This window comes from Streptomyces chartreusis (assembly GCF_008704715.1).
Lineage (GTDB): Bacteria > Actinomycetota > Actinomycetes > Streptomycetales > Streptomycetaceae > Streptomyces > Streptomyces chartreusis.
In genome coordinates this window covers 8,782,045-8,801,827 of the sequence record NZ_CP023689.1, presented here as the reverse complement: position 1 = coordinate 8,801,827, position 19,783 = coordinate 8,782,045, and the positions used below count along the sequence as shown (strand labels likewise).

Genomic DNA, 19,783 nt, shown 5'->3' with positions numbered 1-19,783 from the left:
CGGTGGACCGGCCGTACTCTTCGGCAGCAAAACCCGCGTACTACGAGGTGGGGGCACGTCAACGCCATGGCACAGGGCACGGTCCAGGTGACGCACACCGGTACATCGCGGTGGCGGCGCCGCACGGGTGAGTACGCGTCGCTCGCCGCCGCCCTGGAGGCCGCGGCCGACGGTGACGTCCTCACCGTCGCGCCCGGCACGTACCGGGAGAACCTCGTCATCCAGCGGGCGGTGACCCTGCGCGGCCCCGAGGGCTCTCCCGGCTCGGTGCGCATCGCGCCCGTGGACGGTGTGCCGCTGACGGTGCGCGCCTCGGCGGTGGTCCAGGACCTGCACGTGGAGGGCCAGGACGCGGCGGCGCCCGCGCTGCTCGTCGAGGAGGGCGCGCCGGAGCTGACGGACGTTCGGATCGTCACGCGGTCCGCGGCGGGGATCGAGGTGCGCGGCGGTGCGCGGCCGACCGTGCGGCGCTGCACCGTCGACAACCCCGCGGGCATCGGCATCGCCGTACTCGACGGCGGGGGCGGTGTGTTCGAGGAGTGCGAGGTCGTCGCGGCCGGGCAGGCGGGCATCGCCGTGCGCGGCGGGGGCCACCCCCGCCTGGAGCGCTGCCGAGTGCACCATGCCTCCGGCTCGGGGCTGACGGCGACCGGCGAGAACTCCGCTCTGGAAGCGGTCGGTTGCGAGGTCTACGAGGTCCGGGGCTCTGGTGTCCAGGTCACCGGCCGGGCCACCGCCCATCTCACCGACTGCGATGTGCACCGGACCACGGCCGACGGCGTCACCCTCGACACCGACGCGGTGTTGACGCTGGCGGACTGCCGAATCCACGACATCCCGGAGAACGCGGTCGACCTGCGCTCCCGCTCCGTGCTGACGCTGACCCGCACGACGGTGCGTCAGTTCGGGCGCAACGGCCTGTCGGTGTGGGATCCGGGCACGCGCGTGGACGCCAACCAGTGCGAGATCTTCGACAGCACGGGCGACTACCCGGCCGTGTGGGTCAGCGACGGCGCGACCGCCGTACTGGACTCGTGCCGGGTGCACGACGTGCCGGACGCGCTGTTCGTCCTCGACCGCGGCTCCCGCGCGGACGTCGTCGACAGTGACCTTTCGCAGGTGCGCAACACGGCCGTGTCGGTGAGCGACGGGGCGACCGCGCAGCTCGACGACTGCCGGATCCGGGACGCGGCGACCGGCGCCTGGTTCCGGGACCACGGCAGCGGCGGCACCCTCAACAACTGCACGGTGGACGGCACGCAGACCGGCGTGATCGTCACCAAGGGCGCCGATCCCACCATCGAGCGCTGCACGGTCGAATCCCCGGCGGAGGCCGGGTTCTACGTCTCCGCGGGTGGCCGCGGCACGTTCCTGAACTGCCGGGTCAGGGGCAGTGCCGGCTACGGCTTCCATGTGATCGACGGCTGCCGTACGACGCTGCGGAAGTGCCGTACGGAGCGGTGTGCGCGCGGCGGTTACGAGTTCGCGGACGGCGGCCCGGACGCGGCGTCCGGGATGGGCCCGGACGTGGAGGACTGCACCAGCGACGAGAGCGCGGGCCTCAGGCAGCCGACTCCGGCGCCGGAGCCCGTCGTGCAGACGGCGAACCAGTCCCCCGGCCTCCTCGGCGCCATCCCCGGCCAGCGCACCACCGAGCAGGAGCCACTGATCGCCGCCGCCGAGGCGGAGCAGCCGACGCGGACCTCCAAGGCCGTCCTCGGTGAACTGGACGCCCTGGTGGGCCTGGACAGCGTCAAGCGCGAGGTGCGCGCCCTCACCGACATGATCGAGGTGGGCCGGCGCCGTCAGCAGGCCGGCCTCAAGGCGGCGTCCGTCAAGCGCCATCTGGTCTTCACCGGCTCCCCCGGCACCGGCAAGACGACGGTCGCCCGCCTCTACGGCGAGATCCTCGCCTCCCTCGGCGTCCTGGAGAAGGGCCATCTGGTGGAGGTGTCCCGCGTCGACCTGGTCGGCGAGCACATCGGTTCCACCGCGATCCGCACGCAGGAGGCCTTCGACAAGGCGCGCGGCGGTGTGCTGTTCATCGACGAGGCGTACGCGCTGTCGCCGGAGGACTCGGGCCGGGACTTCGGCAAGGAGGCCATCGACACGCTGGTGAAGCTGATGGAGGACCACCGGGACGCGGTCGTGGTGATCGTGGCCGGCTACACCGCCGAGATGGAGCGCTTCCTGTCGGTCAACCCCGGTGTCGCGTCCCGCTTCTCACGGACCATCACCTTCAGCGACTACGGCCCCGAGGAGCTGCTGCGGATCGTGGAGCAGCAGGCCGAGGAGCACGAGTACCGGCTCGGTCCGGGGCTCTCGGAGGCCCTGCAGAAGTACTTCACGGCGATCCCCAAGGGCCCCGCGTTCGGCAACGGCCGCACGGCGCGCCAGACCTTCGAGGCGATGGTGGAACGGCACGCGAGCCGGGTCGCCCAGCTGGAGGAGCCCAGCACGGACGACCTGACGCTGCTGTACTCCGACGATCTGCCCGAGCTGCCCTGACGACATCGCCGGCCCAGCGGCCGCAGGGCGGGTCAGTCCTCACCCTGCGGCCACACGGCCGGCTCAGCCCTCGCCCTGCGGTCGCTGGGCCGGCAGCTCCGGCCTGAGCCGGGCCAGCAGCAGTTCCCGTTCCTCCGCGAACGCCGGGTCCGCCTGGTAGTCGCCGTGACCGAGGATGGGCGCCGGCAGCGGGTGTTCGGGGGTACGGCCGTACGCCAGCGGGTCCTTGAGGGCCTCGCGGTCCACGGCTGGGCCGCAGTCGCCGGGCAGTCGTACGGGGCCGCCGATGGGGTCGGTGGGCCGGTACAGGTTGCGCCAGCAGTCGACCTCGTCGTGCAGCTGGGTGAGCGCGTCCCGGCCGAAGTGGGCCGGGAACCAGCGGCCGTACAGGCGCTCCAGCGGGGAGCCGTAGGTCAGGAGCGCGACCCGTTTGCGGTCGGCGGGTGTGAGCTGCCAGGCCGCGGCGGCCGCGAGCACGCTGCCCTGGGAGTGCCCGGAGATGACGAGGCGGCGGCCCTCCCCGGCGCGCGTCCAGGTCGCCATCCGCCAGGTCAGGTCGGGCACCGCCCGCTCGGCGTAACAGGGCGGCGCGAACGGGTGCGCGGCGCGCGGCCAGAAGGTGCCGACGTCCCACAGGATGCCGATGGTGCGCCGCGCCGAGGCGTCCTTGTAGGCGCGCCGGCCCCAGGTGACGAACAGTATGAAGCCGAAGCCGATCAGCCAGGAGCCGAGTGCCTGCGCGGTCTCGGCGCCTCCGTGCACGAAGGCGTACGTGCCGCCCGCGGCCTCGCTCGGTGTCTTGTCCGTGGTCAGAGCGCCGACCAGGGCTCCGGCGCCGAGGAGCAGGGTCGCCGTGGAGGTGACGGCGACGACGAGGGGGGCCCGGTCGGTGAGCGTCGCCATCGCGCGTGTGGTGGCGATGCGGCGGGTGCGGGCCGTGTCGCGAGGTTCTCCGACGTAGTCGACCTCGACGTTGCCGAGCTCGGTGCGGCGCAGCCGCCAGGCCCGCCGGCCGAGCCCGCCGCAGAGCAGCAGCAGGAGGACGAGCAGCGGCGGGATCACGGACGCCTGCCAGGTCAGCAGGACCGGTGGGCCGACTATGGACGCGCCGGTGCCGTCGAGCCAGTCCGCGACCCGCTGGGCGACCCCGCCGGACATGACTCCGCCGAGGGCGCAGGCCAGCATCGCCACGGCCGGTCCGCCGAGGCCGCGCATCGCAGCGCGCGGGTCGGGCCGTGTGCGGTGCAGGACGTGGGCGACCACGGCGAGGGCGATGACGAGCAGCCCCTGGAAGAAGGCGATGGCGCCGAAGGTGGGGTCGCCCGGGAGGCGGCCGGTCGACGTCCAGCCCGGCCGGTCCCATCCGGCGTACACCAGGGCGAGCGCCAGCAGGACGAGGGCGGCAAGGGGCAGCCGGCGTACGAGGTGCTCGTCGAGTTCCCGGTCGAGGCGGTTCTCGCTGCGGCCGCGGCGGCAGACCACCCAGACCGCGGCGGCCGCACAGGCGACGATCGCCGCGTCCAGGGCCCAGCCGAGTGCGTCGAGGAGTGCGGGGCCGCCGGAGCGGCGGTCGAAGCGGGCCGCCGCGGAAGCGACCGCCGCGGCGACGGTGAGCAGTCCCGCGGCGGTGTGCGCGGCGCGCAGCCTGGCGACCAGGCGGCGGCCGTACCAGAAGCCGGGGCGGCCCAGGGAGGTGCCGCCGGACTCCTCGTCGGGCTCGGCCTCGCGGGTCATCGGCTGCTGGGACTCGTACGCGCTCCAGGTGCGGCGGGAGAGGTACCACAGCAGGCCGGTCAGCCCGGCGGGCACCACGGCCGCGAGGGCGAGCCTGCGGCCGGGGTCGCTCCACCAGCCGCCGTCCGAGACCGTGGGCGACAGGAAGCCCAGCCAGCTGTGCCGCTCGGCGCACGCGCGTGTGCCCGCGCACTGCCAGGCCGCGAGGTCGAGGGCGACCTCGCACGCGGCCGCGACGAGCAGCACGGTCAGCGTCAGCCCCGCGAGGCGTACGAGCAGGCCGTACAGACGCACCGTCCGCGTGCGGTCATGGGTGGCAGGGCGCATCCAGTGGGCGAGGTTGACCACCATGAACGGCAGCAGCAACAGCCAGAGGGCGCGGGCGCTGTTGCCGGAGGTGAGGTTGCACCAGACGTAGGCCTCGGGGACAGGCTGTTCCCGCAGGTCGTCCGGCCGGTCCTCGGCGTCGACGTCGTCGGCGCGGCGGAAGACGGCGGCCGTGCCGTCGCCGGTGATCCGCACGGTGCGCGGATCGTCGAGCATCTCCTGCGGCGTGGTGCCGCCGACGCCGTGGACCAGGAGTTCCAGCGCGGCTCCCCCGGTCGCGACGCTCGTGCCCTGGTCCGCGGGCTCCTTCGTGGTCGCGTCCGCCCTGGTCATGGCGGCGTGTTCCGGCGCACGTTCCACTCTTCGCACTTCCCCCGTGACGAGCCGTCGGCTTCTGTCCGTGCGGGCACAAGGATCTCCACTTGAGCGGCCCCTCACACCTCTCGTCACGGAATCTCCCCGTTCCGTGTGAAGGACAGGGGAACGGGAGATGCCGAAGTGACATGCGCGCGTCGGGACGGCCAGTGGCGCGACCCTTGCCCTACCGTGCGAGGATGGGTCGTCCCGCGCCCCGGAAGGCGCGAGAATGTCCTTGTCGGAGGGGGTGCGCAGGGATGTCGGACGGCAGCGGCGAAAGGACCGGAGCGTACGTGAGCGAGAATCAGAACCTCCTCGCGGAGCAGCGGCGCGCCCTGATCCTGGACGAGGTCCGGCGGCGAGGCGGGGTCCGCGTCAACGAGCTGACCCGCAAGCTCGGCGTGTCGGACATGACGGTGCGCCGCGATCTCGACGCGCTCGCCCGGCAGGGCGTGCTGGAGAAGGTGCACGGCGGTGCGGTCCCGGTGGTCGAGGCCAGCACGCACGAGCCGGGCTTCGAGGCCAAGTCGGGTCTGGAGCTGACGGCCAAGGAGGACATCGCGCGGGCGGCGGCCGAGTTGGTCGCGCCTGGCAGCGCAATCGCTCTGTCGGGCGGTACGACGACGTTCGCGCTGGCGCATCAGCTGGTCGACGTTCCCGACCTGACCGTGGTCACCAACTCGGTGCGGGTGGCCGACGTGTTCCACGCCGCGCAGCGCACGACGGGCCCCCGGCAGGGCGCGGCCACGGTCGTGCTGACCGGCGGGGTACGAACCCCGTCCGACTCGCTGGTGGGCCCGGTGGCCGACCAGGCGATCGCGGCGCTCCACTTCGACGTGCTGTTCCTCGGTGTGCACGGGATATCGGTCGAGGCCGGCCTGTCCACGCCGAACCTCGCGGAGGCCGAGACCAACCGGCGCCTCGTGCAGTCGGCGCGGCGGGTCGTGGTGGTCGCCGACCACACCAAGTGGGGTGTGGTGGGGCTGAGTTCGTTCGCGGCGCTGGAGCAGGTCGACACGCTGGTGACGGACGCCGGGCTGGAGAGCGGGGCGCGCTCGGAGGTCTCGGAGCACCTGCGGCGGCTGGTGGTGGCCGGTGAGCCCGATGAGGGTGCAGACATCTGACGGGGTGCCAGCTAGGGTGGCGCTGCCCGGAGCACTGTCGGCACAGGGGGGTTACCGTCCATGGCACACCTGCTGCGTGAGGTGGGGATCGACTTCGTGGGGCGCGCGCCGGTGCGGCATGTCTTCGCGCGGGAGATCTCGGCTTCGCCGGAGACGGTGTACCGGGCGCTCGCCGAGGATGTGCCGGGCTGGCCGGACTGGTTCTCGGCGGTGACGCTGGCCCGTCCGCTGGACGACGGGGCCCGGCGCGAGGTGCGGCTCAAGGGCGGCACGCGCTTCGAGGAGACGATACTCGCGGCGAAGAGCCCCGAGGTGTACGCCTATCGCGTCGACCTCACGAACGCGCCGGGGGCGCGGGCGATGGTGGAGGAGTGGCGGCTCGCTCCGGCGGGGACGGGCACGCGTGTGCAGTGGACGTTCGCCGTGGACGGTACGGCGCCGTTCCGGTTCGCGTTCGGGCTTGCGAAGCCGGGGCTGGGGCGGACGTTCCGGAGCGCGGTGGGTGCGCTGGACCGGCGCCTGGCGCTCCGCTGAGGGGGCCGGGAGAGGTCGCCGGTCGTCTGCGGGGCCGTCGTGGCCGGTCGCGCAGTTCCCCGCGCCCCTGAGGGCGTTGCCGGGCCGTGGGCAGTTGCGCCGGGGCCGCTCAGGGCGTTGCGGAAGGCAGTTGCATCAGACCGCCCAAACTTCCGTCACTCGGGCCAGACGCCCGTCTGCAGCAGTTGTTCGATGGCTGTCGCGTACGGGGCGATGTCCAGGCCCTGTTCGGTCAGCCACGCGTCGGAGTAGTACTTGTCGAGGTAGCGGTCGCCCGGGTCGCACAGCAGGGTCACCACGCTCCCCCGGCGGCCCTCGGCGACCATCTCGGCGACGATCTTCAGGGCGCTCCACAGACCCGTGCCGGTGGAGCCGCCCGCCTTGCGGCCGATGGCCTGCGCCAGGGCGCGGACGGCGGCCACGCTCGCCGCGTCCGGCACCTTCATCATCCGGTCGATCGCGCCGGGCACGAAGCTGGGCTCCATGCGCGGACGGCCGATGCCCTCGATGCGGGAGCCGCAGTCGCAGGTGACGTCCGGATCGCCGTTGGTCCAGCCCTCGAAGAAACAGGAGTTCTCCGGATCGGCGACACAGATGCGGGTGTCGTACTGCATGTAGTGGACGTACCGGGCGAGCGTCGCGGAGGTGCCGCCGGTGCCGGCCGTGGCGACGATCCACGCGGGCTCCGGGAACCGTTCCAGCTGGAGCTGGCGGAAGATGGACTCGGCGATGTTGTTGTTGCCGCGCCAGTCCGTTGCCCGTTCGGCGTAGGTGAACTGGTCCATGTAGTGGCCGCCGGTCTCCACCGCGAGGCGGGCGGATTCCTCGTACATCTTCCGTGAGTCGTCCACGAAGTGGCACTGTCCGCCGTGGAACTCGATGAGGCGGCACTTCTCGGCGCTGGTCGTGCGGGGCATGACCGCGATGAAGGGCACGCCGATCAGCTTCGCGAAGTACGCCTCGGAGACGGCCGTCGAACCGCTGGACGCCTCGATGACCGGGCGGCCCGGCCGGATCCAGCCATTGCACAGGCCGTAGAGGAACAGCGAGCGGGCGAGCCGGTGTTTGAGGCTTCCGGTCGGGTGCGTCGACTCGTCCTTGAGGTACAGGTCGATGCCCCACTGCTCCGGCAGCGGGAAGCGCAACAGGTGCGTGTCGGCCGAACGGTTGGCGTCGGCCTGGACCTTGCGCACGGCATCTTTCAGCCAGGCACGGTAGGCGGCGTCGGTGTGGTCGACGTCGAGGGTCACGCCGGACGGGGTCTGCTGGACGGTGCTCACGGCGGTGCTCCTCAAGCTGTGCGGCAGCGCCGGCTCGCGCCGCCGTCGCTTCGAGCATAAACATCTTCCGCACGCTTCTCACCTGCATAAACACACCTTTGAGAGCCTCAAAGGCATCCCTGGACCGATGTCTCACCGGGCCTTCGGGGGCGCATTCGCGCGAGTGCTCCGAACGCCCAGGTCCAGGCATGACGTGCGTACTGGTGCTCGACGCGGTCCGCGGGCAGACTGCACCGGACGGGACAGCGCTCCCGGACGGGGGGCACACTGGATCACGACCGGAGCCGGCCACGGCCCACGCGGGACGGACCGGCACACCGACAGTCGCTAAGGGGCGGGGCATGGCTGAGCCGGAGTTCAGGGCCACGGGCGTGCGGATCGGGAAGCGGCTGCGCTCCCTGACCCGGGCCGGACAGGTGCGGATAAGCGACGGCAGGCTGCAACTGCTCACCAGCTACGGCAGCGAGATCGACAGCGCGCCGGTGCAGGCGGTGCGGGCGTCCAAGCCCTGGTTCGCCGCGGACGACCGGGCACTCGCCGACCTCAACGGCAACCGCTACTCACTGACGTTGGGCGACCACGACCCCGCTCCGGGAGAGCCCGGTCCGCCCGCGGCGCGCCGGTTCATCGAGGCCGTACGGAAGGCTGCGGGGCGTAAGGGCTGAGTCACGGCGAGTTGCGGTCTCGCTACTCGTGCGTCACTCTGGTCTCACGTCACTCTGGGTTTACCGGCGACAACGCTGCGAACCAGCCCGCCGGCCATGACAGCAGGCGGCCGTTTTCTTCAAGCACCCTGCTGGATCCGTACTCCGTGTTCTTCCGGACCTCTTCAGTCGGGGAGTCGCAGCCGTGATCAGCTACCCAAGCAGGCACTGCACGGTGGAGCTCCAAGCCCTGCCGTCGCGGATCGGCCAGGTCCGCAGAATCGTCTCTGCGCAGTTGCGCTACTGGCATCTGGACCCCTTGATAGACCGCGCCGCGCTCGGTGTGACCGAGCTGTTGACCAACGTCCATCAGCACGCCCAGCCCGACAAGACGTGCACCGTGGAGATCGAGCTGCTGCTCGACCGGCTCACGGTCTCGGTGCGCGACTGCGACCCCCGTCTGCCGGTCGTGGCGGAGGCCGCGGGCGCCGACGCGCTCGCCACCTGCGGGCGCGGGCTGGCGATGGTGGCCGCGGTCAGCGAGAGCTGGGGTGTGCGGCCCGACGAGTCGGGCAAGGTCGTGTGGTTCTCGCTGCCGGCGCCCGTGGCGGCGGTACGGGCCACGCCCGCGCGCCCACCGCAGCGGACGACGACCGTGACCGTGGAGACGCCCGCGCGGCGGTTCGCGGAGGTCGGACAGCGCGTCGACCTGCGCCGGCCCGAACACGCTCCCGCCCGATCGGCCGTTGTCGGCTGATCGGGCGGTGAGGGGGTTTCGACGGGTGGGCCCTCGGGGCCGGCGGCCTGTTCACGGCCGCCGGCCCCGAGGGCTCTGCCGCCCCCTGTGTGCGTGGGGCACGCGCGTGTCACTCCGTGGCGATGGCCCGCAGTACGTCCAGTCGTGCCGCGCGGCGCGCCGGGCGCAGACCCGCCAGGGCTCCCGCGGTGAGGCCGACCAGGGCCACCACCGTGAGTTGCAGGGGCGGCATGGCGAAGGCGAAGGCGCTGTCGGACGCGCCGTCCGACGCCTCGACCAGGACCCAGCCGAGGAAGGCGCCGAGGGCGAGGCCGCCGACCGTGCCGAAGGCCGCGACCAGGATGGACTCCCAGCGGACCATGGCGCGCAGCTGCGAGCGGGTCTGGCCGACGGCCCGCAGCAGGCCCAGTTCACGGGTGCGTTCGTGGATCGCGAGGGTGAGCGTGTTCGCGATGCCGAGTAGCGCGATGAGCACCGCGAGGGCGAGCAGCGCGTAGACGAGGGTGAGCATCATGTCGATGCCGCCTGCCGCGGACTGCGCGTACTCGTCGCGGGTCTGCACCTCCGGGTTGCCGTACTGCGCCGCGGCCTTCTCGACCGCCGCCTTGCCGTCGTCCGTGCCGACGCCGTCCTTGAAGGAGACGGCGACCAGCGTGTCGGCGTCCTGGGTGCGGTGCGGGGCCCAGGCGTCGCGGGTGATGACGTAGTCGCCGGCGAGCTCGGACCGGCCGTAGACCGCGCGGACCGTGAAGGTCTGCGTACGGCCGTCGGTGAAGGTGAGCCGGGCCGTGTCGCCGGTCTTCAGGTGCTGCTTGCCGGCCTCGTTCTCGGTGATGGCGATGCCGTCCGCGCCGAGGCCGTTCATGGAGCCCCGGATCTCGCCGAGGTCGAAGGTGCGCTCCAGGGCGACCGGGTCGGTGACCGTCAGCGCCCGTCCCTTGCCGTCGACTTCGGCGACACCGCGGCCGAGTCCGACGGCCGTGTCCACCTCGGGCAGCCGCTGGACCGCGTCGGCGAGGCGCGGGCTCAGGCCGCTGCCGCCCGCGCCGAACGACGGGGTGCTGATGGCCACGTCACCCGCGAAGGAGCGGGCCACGGTCTGGTCCATCGTCGCCTTCAGGGAAGCGCCGAACACGGTGAACAGCGACACCACGGCCACGCCGATCATCAGGGCACTGGCGGTGGCGGCGGTGCGCTTGGGGCTCCGAAGGGCGTTGCGCCGGGCGAGGCCGCCGGTGACGCCGCGCAGTCGGTCCAGGGGGCCGCCGAGGACCCGTACGGCCGTGGTGGAGGCGACCGGGCCGAGGACCACGAAGGCGATCAGGGCGAGGACCGCGCCGGTGGCCGCGAGCCAGATGGACGGGGACGCCAGGACGCCGGTGAGTGTCACGCCGAGCGCGAGGGCGATCAGCGCCAGGCCGGTGACGGCACGGGTGCGGGAGGCGCCGGAGGTGTCGACGGCCGTCTCGCGCAGGGCGGCGAGCGGCGCGGTGCGGCCGGCGCGTACCGCAGGCAGCAGAGCGGAGCCGAGGCAGACCACGACGCCGACGGCCAGCGGCAGGGCCATGGAGAGGCCGCTGATCACCAGGTCGCCGTCGGGGAAGGGGAATCCGATCGCCGGGAACAGCGCCTGGAGTCCGGCCGCGATGCCGATGCCGCCCGCGAGGCCGGCCGCCGACGCGATGACGGCGACGGCGCTCGCCTCGACGAGGGTGGAGACGGTGACCTGGCGGCGTGAGGCGCCCAGGGCCCGCAGCAGGGCGTTCTCGCGGGTGCGCTGGGCAACGACGATCGCGAAGGTGTTGTGGATGGAGAAGGTCGCGACGAGCAGCGCGACACCGGAGAACACCAGCAGCAAGGTCGTGAAGACCGACAGGAACTGGCTGGAGATCATGTCGGTGTTCTCCTCGGCCGACTCCTGGCCGGTGATGGCCTCGACTCCCTCGGGGAGCACGGGAGTCAGCTCGTCGACCAGCTCCTGCTGGCTGACGCCGGGGCCGGCCCGCACCTGGATGGTCGCCGCCTCGCCGGGCGCGGCCGTGAGGTACTTCTCCGCGTCGGCCCGGGTCATGCCGGTGAAGGTCACCTGGGCCATGCCGTCCTCGCCGCCGAAGGTCGCGAGGCCGACGACGGTCACCTTGACGGGGTCGGGCGTGCGCAGGGTGGTCGTGTCGCCGATCTTCAGGTCGCCGCGCTCGGCGGTGCCGCGGTCGATGACGACCTCGCCGGGACCGCGCGGGGCGTGGCCGTCGGCGAGTCGGTAGGCGTTGAGCTCCGGGTCGGTGATCCAGTTGCCGGCGAGGGTGGGCGGGCCCTGGCCGCCGATGGGGTCGCCGTTCCTGCCGATGAGCTGTCCGGCGCCCTGGATGTTGGGGGCCGCGGCCGCGACGCCGGGGACCTTCTCGATCGTGCCGACGAGGTCGGTGGCGACCGGTTCGCGTACGCCCTCGCTCTCGCCGGGCGTGGTGATGGCGTCGGCGCTGCGCACGACGGCGTCGGTGCCGCTGGTCGCGTTGCCGAACATGGTGTCGAAGCTGGCGCGCAGCGTGTCGCCCATGACGAGGGTGCCGGCGAGGAACGCCACGCCGAGGAACACCGCGAGGAACGTCCCGGCGAAGCGCCGCTTGTGGGCGCGCAGGGAGGACGCGCTGAGGCGCACGGAGGCGTTCATGACGGCACCTCGAAGGCCTTCATGCGGTCCAGGACCTTGTCGGCGGTCGGCGCTTCCATACGGTCCACCAGGCGCCCGTCGGCGAGGAAGACGACCTCGTCGGCGTGGGCGGCGGCCATCGGGTCGTGCGTGACCATGACGACCGTTCGCGCGGTTTGGCGCACCGCGCGGCCGAGCAGGCCGAGGACCTCGCCGCCGGAGCGGGAGTCGAGGTTGCCGGTCGGCTCGTCGGCGAAGACGACGTCGGGCCGGCCGGCGAAGGCCCGGGCGACGGCGACGCGTTGCTGCTGGCCGCCGGAGAGTTCGGAGGGGCGGTGGTGGAGCCGGTCGCGCAGGCCGACGACGTCGATGAGGGCGCTGATCCACTCCGGGTCGCCGTCGCCGCCCGCGAGATCGAGCGGCAGCGTGATGTTCTCCGCGACGGTCAGCGTCGGCACCAGGTTGAAGGACTGGAAGACGAAGCCGACGCGGTCCCGGCGCAGGAGGGTGAGGCGGCGGTCGTCGAGGCTGCTCAGCTCGGTGTCGCCGATGTGGGCGGTGCCCGAGGTGAGCGTGTCGAGGCCGGCCGCGCAGTGCATCAGCGTGGACTTGCCGGAGCCCGAGGGCCCCATGATCGCGGTGAAGCGGCCGACCGGGAAGTCGACGCTCACCCCGTCCAGGGCCCGCACGCCGGTGTCGCCGCTGCCGTACACCTTCACGGCGTCGACCACGCGGGCGGCCGTCGGCGTGATCGTGGTGGCGGTCGTGGCGGTCATGCCGCACCGCCCTTGCCCCTGCGGCCGAACTGCTCGTCCAGGACGGACAGCCGGCGCCAGTACTCGTCCTCGTCGATCTCGCCGGAGGCGAAGCGGTGGCCGAGCACGGCGATGGGCGAGTTGTCGTCGACCTCAGGGGCGCGCCAGGGGCCGCGGCGTCCGCGCCACACCGTGCGGCGCAGCAGCGTGATGCCGCCGACCACGACGGCCGCCCAGATCAGCGGGAAGAAGAGGATCCACGGCCCGGGGCCGCCGTCCGCGAAGTGAGCCAGGGTCTGCATCTCGAGTCATCTCCCGAGTCGGTTCGGTGGGATCGTTCGGTGATGTCTCGAGACTCCCGCCGGGAGGGGGTCCGGGTCGTCGTACGGCCAGCGGCAGTGCGCGTACCTCGCCGGGAGTACTGGAGGCCGGATCCACTGCTCCGGAGGAGCTCGCCCGGGGCGTTTTCGGCCTCGACTACTGTAACTACTAGTATGTACAGTACTGGTATGAGCACCTCGGACCGACTGATCGAGTCCACCCGTGAGCTGTTGTGGGAGCGCGGCTATGTGGGCACCAGCCCCAAGGCCATCCTGGAGCGCGCGGGTGCGGGGCAGGGCAGCATGTACCACCACTTCAAGGGCAAGCCCGATCTCGCGCTGGCCGCGATCCGGCGGACCGCCGAGGAGATGCGGGCTACCGCCGCGGGAGTACTCGACGGACCCGGCACGCCGTACGAGCGCATCGAGGCGTATCTGCGGCGGGAGCGTGATGTGCTGCGCGGCTGTCCGGTGGGGCGGTTGACGATGGACCCGGACGTGATCGCCAGCGACGAACTGCGGGCGCCCGTCGACGAGACGCTGGACTGGCTGCGGGAGCGGCTCGCCGGGATCGTCGAGGAGGGCAAGGAGCAGGGGCAGTTCGCGGCCGGTCTCGACGGAGAGTCGATCGCGGCGGCCATCGTCGCGACCGTGCAGGGCGGCTATGTCCTGGCCCGCGCGTCCGGTGCACCCGCCGCCTTCGACGCGGGCGTGAGAGGACTGCTGTCGCTGCTCGCCCCGCGCGAGACCACCCGAGCTTCGTGAGGAAGTCCGACTTCCCGTCCTCCGGCTTCCCGTCCTGAGAAGGGACTTGGCATGCACGCCATGCAGTACGAGTTCACCCTGCCCGCCGACTACGACATGGACGTCATCCGCTCCCGTGTCGCCCGCGTCGGGCATCTGCTGGACGACTGGGACGGGCTCGGCGTCAAGGCGTATCTGCTGCGTGAGCGCGGAGTGCGTGGGTCGGCGGTGAACCAGTACGGGCCGTTCTACCTGTGGAACACCGTGGAGGGCATGAACGCTTTCCTGTGGGGCGGCGCCTTCCAGGGGCCCGTGAACGACTTCGGGCGGCCGCGGGTGCGGCAGTGGACAGGGCTCGCTTGCGAGGAGGGCGGCGCGGCCCACTCCCCCGCGGCGTTCGCCGTGCGTCGGCGTCAACCGGTACCGGAGGGCGTGGAGTTGGCCGGAGTCATGGCGGAGGCCGTGGACGCGACCGCGCGGCTTGCGGAGCGGGACGGCGCCGTGCTGGCGGCGGCCGTCGTCGACACGCAGGCGTGGGAGGTGGTCCACTTCTCGCTCTGGGAGCACGACACGCCCAAGGCCGAGGGCGAGGTCTACCAGGTGCTGCACCTGTCGTCGCCGGGACGCGGTGCGCTGCCTCGGGGCAGGCAGTGGTGAGCGCGGTCCGTACGGTCCTCGGCGACGTGCGGCCCGAGGAGCTCGGTGTGTGCGACGCGCACGACCATCTCTTCCTGAGCAGCCCTCAACTGCCCGGCCAGGAGCTGAACGACGCCTCCGCCGCGCGTGCCGAGCTGGACGCGTTCCGCGCGGCCGGCGGCTCGGCGGTGGTGCAGTGGACGCCGTACGGCATGGGGCGCCGGGCCGCCGATCTGCCGTCGCTGTCCCGGGCCGCCGGGGTGCACCTGGTCTGTGCGACGGGGTTGCACCAAGCGCCGCACTACACGCCGGAGTTGCTCGACGAAGTGCGCGGCAAGCTCGCCGACGTCTTCGTGTCCGAGCTGACCGTGGGCATCGGGACCTCGGGGGTGCGCGCCGGGATCGTCAAGGTCGCCGGCGGCTTCCACGCCCTCGACGCGCACGCCCGCTGGACGATGACCGCCGCGGCCGGGGCCCACCACGCGACGGACACGCCGATCGCCGTGCACCTGGAGGCGGGGACGGGCGCGCTCGACGTACTGGACCTGCTGTGTGGCGAGTTGGGCGTCCCGCCGCACCGCGTGATCCTCGGCCATCTCAACCGCTCCCCCGATCTCGTGCTGCACCGCGAGGCCGCCGCGTCGGGCTGCTGGCTCGCCTTCGACGGGCCCTCGCGCGCCCATCACGCCACCGACTGGCGGATGCCGGACGCGGTGCTGGCGCTGGCCGAGGCCGGGTTCGGCCACCGGCTGCTGCTGGGCGGGGACACCGTCGTCGCGGGGGCGCGGTCGGTCGACGGGGGTCCCGGGATGCCGTATCTGCTGCGCCGGGTGCGGCCGCGGCTCGCGTCGGCGCTGGGCGAGGAGCTGGTGGAGCGCGTGCTCGTCGACAACCCGGGTCGAGCTTTCGCCGCTGATTGGCGGTGACGTCCGGCGGGGCGTTCGCCGCCGGCTGACGCCGGCCTCCGGCCGGCCCTGACCCGATCGCATCGGTCTCTGGCCCTCCGCCCGCTTTCACCGGCGTACGGCGTGCGGAGGATGGGACATGACGGCCCCGCCCGGTGCCGTCCCGGCCGACGAAGGGCGAGGTCATGGCGCTGGAGATGCGCGATCGATGCGAGCGCTGCGAGATCGCGCAGCTGCCGCTGGACGCCCCTGCCCGCATCTGCTCCTACGAGTGCACCTTCTGCGTCCAGTGCGCCGAGGCGATGCGCGGCGTCTGCCCGAACTGCGGTGGTGAACTCGTGCAGAGGCCGCGGCGCTCCTGAGACCTCCCCCCGAATGTGGGCCTACCGCTTGCCGGGGGCCCCTTCGTGCCGGTCCAGTTCGGTCAGCAGGCGGCGCAGCGAGGCGCGGGTGGCGCGGATCTCCTCGTCGGGAATGGCCACGAAGAGGGTGCGGTGCATCTTCGTGGCTCTGTCGGTGAGCCGGGCGAGCGCCTGCTCTCCGGGCGGCGTCATCGTCAGGAGCGGCGAGCCGCGGTGATCCGGGTTGTCCCGGTAGGCGGCGAGTCCGAGCGAGACGAGGTCGTTGGCGACCCGCTGGACGTTCTGGCGGCTCACGCCGAGACGGCGTGCGGCCCGGGGGATGGTGAGCGGCTCCTCGGACACGACGCTCAGGACCTGCCAGCGGGCCTGCGTGAGCCCCTCCGCACTGGCCGTTTCCTCACCCAGGCGGCGCAGGGCCCCGGCCGCCTCGAGCACATCCGCGATCAGCAGGGCTGTCTCGTCCGACATCACCACTCCTCTCTCGACCACACTTGACAACATATTGCCAGTCTAGCAACGTGTTGTCATGTAACTAGTACAGCCACCCCAAGGACAGGCCATGCCCAAGATCGACCTCTACCGGAATGTTCACATGGGGCAGCGCGCGCGACTGTTCGCGCTCGCCACCGAGCTCGGCGCCGCGGACGTCTCCCACAGCGGAGCCGCCGCCGAGCAGGCGGCCCGCTGCCTCGCGATGACGCGGGAACTGCGCGAGCACGCCGACCACGAGGACACCTTCATCCACCAGTTGCTGCGGGAGCGGGCCCCGGAGGCGGCGGACGCGCTGGAGGCCGAGCATGTGCGCCTCGACGCGGCCTTCGTCGCGCTGGACGAGCGGGCGCGCACCCTCACCGGCATTCCGGCCGAGGACCTGCCGGAGGCCCAGCACGCGCTGTACCTGGCACTCAACGAGGTGATCAGCGCCTACCTCGCCCATCTGCACGCCGAGGAGACGGTCGCGATGCCGGCCCTGTGGCAGTACGCCGGCGCCGAGGAACTGGGAGCCGTGATGGCCGCCTTCCGTGCCTCGCGCACCCCCGAGCAGTCCCTGACGGACCTCCGCAGGATGCTGCCCGCCCTGCCGCCCGCCCCCAGGGCCGCGATCGTGCGCGATGTCATGGCGGCCGCCCCGCACGGGCAGGCGGACCGCACGCTCGCCGCGGTGTCCGGCACCCTCAGCCCCGACCAGCGTCACCGGTTGCACGAGGACCTCGGGGTGCCGGAGGTGCGGGCGGCGGGATGAGCGATGCTTCAGGCCCGGCCGAGGTCCAGTCGTTCGATGCGGGCCACGTTCTCCCGGTCCTCGGCGTCCGTGCCGGCCTCGGCGGCGAACCAGGCGTCGAGGATCTCCTTGAGCAGCGGCTCGGACGTCAGCCGCAGGCCGAGGGCCAGCACATTGGCGTCGTTCCAGCGGCGGGCGCCGTCCGCCGTGTAGGCGTCCGTGCACAGGGCGGCCCGTACGCCAGGCACCTTGTTCGCGGCGATCGAGGCGCCCGTGCCGGTCCAGCAGCACACGACGGCCTGGTCCGCGGTACCGGCGGCGACCTCGCGGGCGGCCGCCTCGGAACAGGCGGCCCATTGGGGGTCGGATCCGGGGCTCAGTGCGCCGTAGGTCACCACCTCGTGGCCACGCTCGCGCAGTTCGGCGACGAGCGAGCGCGCCACCGGCTTGTCCATGTCCGAGGAAACGGAGATCCGCATGTCCCGAGCGTACTGGGTACGGCTCGCCGGCCATGGGCGGGCGGGGAGCTGCGGTCGTCCGTAGTGTCGGTGCGGGGAGCTGACGCCGGGAAGGAGCGCCCGATGGATCCTGTCGACGTGGTCCGCCGCTTCAACACCGCCATCAACGACCGGGATCTCGACCGCCTGGCCTCGCTGATGTCGGACGACCACACCTTCACGGACACCGGGGGCGGCACGGTACGCGGGAAGCCGGCGTGCGTGGAGGCCTGGCGGGGCTTCTTCGCGGCCTTCCCGGACTACCGCAACACGTTCACCGGTCTGAGCGCGCGGGACGACGTCGTCGCGGTGTCGGGCCACTCCGCGTGCGCGCGGCCCGAACTGGCCGGGCCGGCGCTGTGGACCGCTCGTGTCACCGGCACGCTGGTCGCCGAGTGGCGGGTGTACGAGGACACGCCCGCCATGCGACACGAGCTCGGTCTGCCGGCGTCCGGCTAGGTCAGTGCCCCCAGCGGATCGTCCAGCACCGGCTGCCACGCCAACTCGGCGGCTCCGACCAGGCTGTTGTGGTCGAGGGTGCACGCGAGGATCGGGACGCTGCCGCTCTGGCCCCACAGGCTGCGGTCGGCGACGACGGCCCGCAGACGCTCGGGGTCGGCGTCGAGGAGGGTGCGGTGCAGGCCGCCGAGGATGATGCGGTCCGGGTTGAGGATGTTCACCAGACCTGCCAGGCCCAGGCCGAGGCGGTCGATGAGGGCCTCGGTGGCGGTACGGATGGTGGGGTCGTCGTAGTGGTTGCCGATGAGGTCCTTGGACTGCTGGAGCAGCGAGACCTCGGGGCCCGGCTCCCGCCCCGCCGCGGTGAGGAAGGCCAGCGGATCGGCCTCGACGTCGAGACAGCCGCGGCTGCCGCAGTGGCAGGGTCTGCCCTCGGGGTTCACGGTGAGGTGCCCGACCTCCAGGGCAAGGCCCGAACTGCCGGTGTGCAGACGGCCGTCCAGCACGAGCGCCCCGCCGACGCCCCGGTGCCCGGTGGCCACGCACAGCAGATCGCGCGCACCGCGGCCCGCGCCGTGCCGGTGCTCGGCGAGCGCGGCGAGGTTGACGTCGTTGCCGGTGAACGCCGGACCGGTGATCCCGGCCGCGCGCACGCACTCCGCGAAGATCCGGCGCACCGGCGCGCCCACCGGCCAGGCCAGGTGCAGCGGGTTGAGCGCGAGGCCGTCGGGTTCGGCGACGGCGGACGGTACGGCGAGTCCGGCGCCGACACAGCGCCGCCCGGTCGTGCGCAGCAATTCGGCGCCCGCCTCGACCACCGAGCCGAGCACCTTGGCCGGATCGGCGTCCACGGCCTCGCAGCCGGGCGCGGTGGCGACGATACGTCCGCCGAGGCCGACCAGCGCCGCGCGGAACCCGTCGGCGTGGACCTGTGCGGCGAGGACGACGGGCCCGTCCTCGGCGACCGACAGCCGGTGCGAGGGCCGCCCCTGCGAACCGGCAGCCGCGGCGGGCCGGGCGTCGACCCGGATCAGCCCGAGCGCCTCCAGCTCGGCGGCGACCGCGCCGGCCGTGGCCCGGGTCACCCCGAGCTCGGCGGTGAGGACGGCTCGCGTGGGCGCGCGCCCGGTGTGCACGAGCTCCAACGCGGGCCCGAGCGCACCGCGCCCCCGGTCCAACCGCGTCCTCGAGGTGGTCCCTTCCCCCGCCGGCCGGGGGTCCGCGTTGCCGCTCATGAGGGCGAGTCTCCCATGATCCGCGAGCGTGACGGCCTACAGCCCGCTCACCCTGAGCGTGATGTTGAGTCGCCCGGTCAGCCCCAACTCCGGGGGTGCGGTGTCCGGGTACACCTTCGGTACGCCGTGGTGGGCGAGCCTGGCGGGGCCGCCGAACACGAACAGGTCGCCGCTGCGCAGCTCGACGTCCGTGTAGGGCCGCGTCCGGGTCTCGGTGTTGCCGAAGCGGAAGACGCAGGTGTCGCCGAGGCTCAGGGACACGACCGGCGCGTGCGACTTCTCGTCGCTGTCACGGTGCATGCCCATGCGGGCGTCGGCGCCGTAGAAGTTGATCAGCGCGATGTCGTAGGGCGCGGCGTGCGGCTCGCCCAGGGTGTCCCGCACCGCGCGACGGCCCAGCTCGCCGAGCCACTCGGGGAACGGCTTCACCGGGCTGCCGTCGCCGTCAACGACCGTGCGGGCGTAGGCGTAGGGGTACCAGTGCCACCCCAGGCAGACCTGCCGGGCGGTCATGGTGCCGCCGCCGGGGGTGCGGACCGTGCGCAGGCCGGCCGGTGGGCGGGCCCAGTCACGGCAGGCTTCCAGCAGCTCGCGCTGGGCCGGCGGGTCCAGCCAGCCCGGCAGATGCACCGCGCCCGGCGCCACCTCCGTACGCTCCCGGGGGAACAGCTCGGCGTCCATGCCTCCCATCCTCCCCCACCGGCCCTGCCTCCCCACCGGCCGTGAGCTGCGG

20 protein-coding genes are annotated in these 19,783 nt (G+C 72.8%); 11 read left to right on the top strand and 9 right to left on the bottom strand.

Going from position 1 to position 19,783, the window contains the following annotated elements; translation table 11 throughout:
- Positions 1 to 66 precede the first annotated feature (66 nt).
- The gene (locus CP983_RS39020) at positions 67 to 2,508 is read left to right on the top strand and encodes a right-handed parallel beta-helix repeat-containing protein (protein ID WP_167537824.1); all 2,442 of its coding nucleotides are present in this window, start codon (positions 67 to 69) and stop codon (positions 2,506 to 2,508) included.
- A 63-nt stretch (positions 2,509 to 2,571) separates the two neighbouring features.
- Here the strand turns inward: CP983_RS39020 and CP983_RS39015 are convergent, their stop codons facing one another.
- Positions 2,572 to 4,902 (bottom strand): hypothetical protein, encoded by a 2,331-nt coding sequence (locus CP983_RS39015; protein WP_229914828.1) that lies wholly within the window; start codon positions 4,900 to 4,902, stop codon positions 2,572 to 2,574.
- Between the two features lie 317 nt (positions 4,903 to 5,219).
- Here CP983_RS39015 and CP983_RS39010 point away from each other — a divergent pair, with 317 nt between their 5' ends.
- Complete coding sequence (locus tag CP983_RS39010) at positions 5,220 to 6,050, top strand: DeoR/GlpR family DNA-binding transcription regulator (RefSeq protein ID WP_030955551.1); 831 nt, start codon at positions 5,220 to 5,222, stop codon at positions 6,048 to 6,050.
- Between the two features lie 60 nt (positions 6,051 to 6,110).
- A complete protein-coding gene (locus tag CP983_RS39005; RefSeq protein WP_150504968.1) occupies positions 6,111 to 6,584 on the top strand; it encodes an SRPBCC family protein in 474 nt (157 codons plus the stop codon).
- 155 nt (positions 6,585 to 6,739) lie between these two features.
- Here CP983_RS39005 and cds1 read toward each other — a convergent pair whose 3' ends face one another.
- Entirely contained in the window at positions 6,740 to 7,864 is a 1,125-nt protein-coding gene (cds1, locus tag CP983_RS39000; RefSeq protein WP_150504966.1) for an L-cysteine desulfhydrase Cds1, read from the bottom strand.
- A 341-nt stretch (positions 7,865 to 8,205) separates the two neighbouring features.
- Between cds1 and CP983_RS38995 the strand changes: the two genes are divergently transcribed.
- Positions 8,206 to 8,529: a hypothetical protein gene (locus tag CP983_RS38995; protein ID WP_030955556.1), complete on the top strand. Its 324-nt coding sequence runs from the start codon at positions 8,206 to 8,208 to the stop codon at positions 8,527 to 8,529.
- 184 nt (positions 8,530 to 8,713) lie between these two features.
- Entirely contained in the window at positions 8,714 to 9,265 is a 552-nt protein-coding gene (locus tag CP983_RS38990; protein WP_107911539.1) for an ATP-binding protein, read from the top strand.
- 109 nt (positions 9,266 to 9,374) lie between these two features.
- Here CP983_RS38990 and CP983_RS38985 read toward each other — a convergent pair whose 3' ends face one another.
- The 3 genes from CP983_RS38985 to CP983_RS38975 are packed head-to-tail and all read right to left on the bottom strand — an operon-like array spanning position 9,375 to position 12,972.
- Positions 9,375 to 11,936: an ABC transporter permease gene (locus tag CP983_RS38985; RefSeq protein WP_150504964.1), complete on the bottom strand. Its 2,562-nt coding sequence runs from the start codon at positions 11,934 to 11,936 to the stop codon at positions 9,375 to 9,377.
- Positions 11,933 to 12,691: an ABC transporter ATP-binding protein gene (locus tag CP983_RS38980; RefSeq protein ID WP_125526357.1), complete on the bottom strand. Its 759-nt coding sequence runs from the start codon at positions 12,689 to 12,691 to the stop codon at positions 11,933 to 11,935. The genes CP983_RS38985 and CP983_RS38980 overlap by 4 nt, the downstream gene beginning before the upstream one ends.
- Complete coding sequence (locus CP983_RS38975; RefSeq protein ID WP_150504962.1) at positions 12,688 to 12,972, bottom strand: SHOCT domain-containing protein; 285 nt, start codon at positions 12,970 to 12,972, stop codon at positions 12,688 to 12,690. Before CP983_RS38975 ends, CP983_RS38980 begins: the two co-directional genes overlap by 4 nt.
- 207 nt (positions 12,973 to 13,179) lie before the next feature.
- Between CP983_RS38975 and CP983_RS38970 the strand changes: the two genes are divergently transcribed.
- The 4 genes from CP983_RS38970 to CP983_RS38955 all read left to right on the top strand — a co-directional run bounded on the left by CP983_RS38970 (position 13,180) and on the right by CP983_RS38955 (position 15,637).
- Entirely contained in the window at positions 13,180 to 13,755 is a 576-nt protein-coding gene (locus CP983_RS38970; protein WP_229914829.1) for a TetR/AcrR family transcriptional regulator, read from the top strand.
- A 51-nt stretch (positions 13,756 to 13,806) separates the two neighbouring features.
- The gene (locus tag CP983_RS38965) at positions 13,807 to 14,391 is read left to right on the top strand and encodes a DUF4865 family protein (protein ID WP_150504958.1); all 585 of its coding nucleotides are present in this window, start codon (positions 13,807 to 13,809) and stop codon (positions 14,389 to 14,391) included.
- Positions 14,385 to 15,296 (top strand): phosphotriesterase family protein, encoded by a 912-nt coding sequence (locus CP983_RS38960; RefSeq protein WP_189748840.1) that lies wholly within the window; start codon positions 14,385 to 14,387, stop codon positions 15,294 to 15,296. Before CP983_RS38965 ends, CP983_RS38960 begins: the two co-directional genes overlap by 7 nt.
- 164 nt (positions 15,297 to 15,460) lie before the next feature.
- Positions 15,461 to 15,637: a DUF1272 domain-containing protein gene (locus CP983_RS38955; RefSeq protein ID WP_150504955.1), complete on the top strand. Its 177-nt coding sequence runs from the start codon at positions 15,461 to 15,463 to the stop codon at positions 15,635 to 15,637.
- Between the two features lie 21 nt (positions 15,638 to 15,658).
- Here the strand turns inward: CP983_RS38955 and CP983_RS38950 are convergent, their stop codons facing one another.
- Positions 15,659 to 16,105: a MarR family winged helix-turn-helix transcriptional regulator gene (locus tag CP983_RS38950; RefSeq protein ID WP_150504953.1), complete on the bottom strand. Its 447-nt coding sequence runs from the start codon at positions 16,103 to 16,105 to the stop codon at positions 15,659 to 15,661.
- Positions 16,106 to 16,196: 91 nt separating this feature from the next.
- Between CP983_RS38950 and CP983_RS38945 the strand changes: the two genes are divergently transcribed.
- Entirely contained in the window at positions 16,197 to 16,880 is a 684-nt protein-coding gene (locus CP983_RS38945) for a hemerythrin domain-containing protein (protein ID WP_150504951.1), read from the top strand.
- Positions 16,881 to 16,888: 8 nt separating this feature from the next.
- Here the strand turns inward: CP983_RS38945 and CP983_RS38940 are convergent, their stop codons facing one another.
- On the bottom strand, positions 16,889 to 17,338 hold the full coding sequence (locus CP983_RS38940) for an RpiB/LacA/LacB family sugar-phosphate isomerase (protein WP_126897192.1): 450 nt from the start codon (positions 17,336 to 17,338) through the stop codon (positions 16,889 to 16,891).
- 102 nt (positions 17,339 to 17,440) lie between these two features.
- On the opposite strand from CP983_RS38940, the gene CP983_RS38935 reads away from it, so the two are divergent.
- Complete coding sequence (locus CP983_RS38935) at positions 17,441 to 17,815, top strand: nuclear transport factor 2 family protein (RefSeq protein WP_150504949.1); 375 nt, start codon at positions 17,441 to 17,443, stop codon at positions 17,813 to 17,815.
- Here the strand turns inward: CP983_RS38935 and CP983_RS38930 are convergent.
- The gene (locus CP983_RS38930) at positions 17,812 to 19,050 is read right to left on the bottom strand and encodes an ROK family protein (protein ID WP_125526366.1); all 1,239 of its coding nucleotides are present in this window, start codon (positions 19,048 to 19,050) and stop codon (positions 17,812 to 17,814) included. The genes CP983_RS38935 and CP983_RS38930 overlap by 4 nt on opposite strands.
- A gap of 36 nt (positions 19,051 to 19,086) precedes the next feature.
- Positions 19,087 to 19,731, bottom strand: a complete 645-nt coding sequence (locus CP983_RS38925; RefSeq protein WP_150504947.1) for an alpha-ketoglutarate-dependent dioxygenase AlkB family protein — start codon at positions 19,729 to 19,731, stop codon at positions 19,087 to 19,089.
- Positions 19,732 to 19,783: the final 52 nt, after the last annotated feature.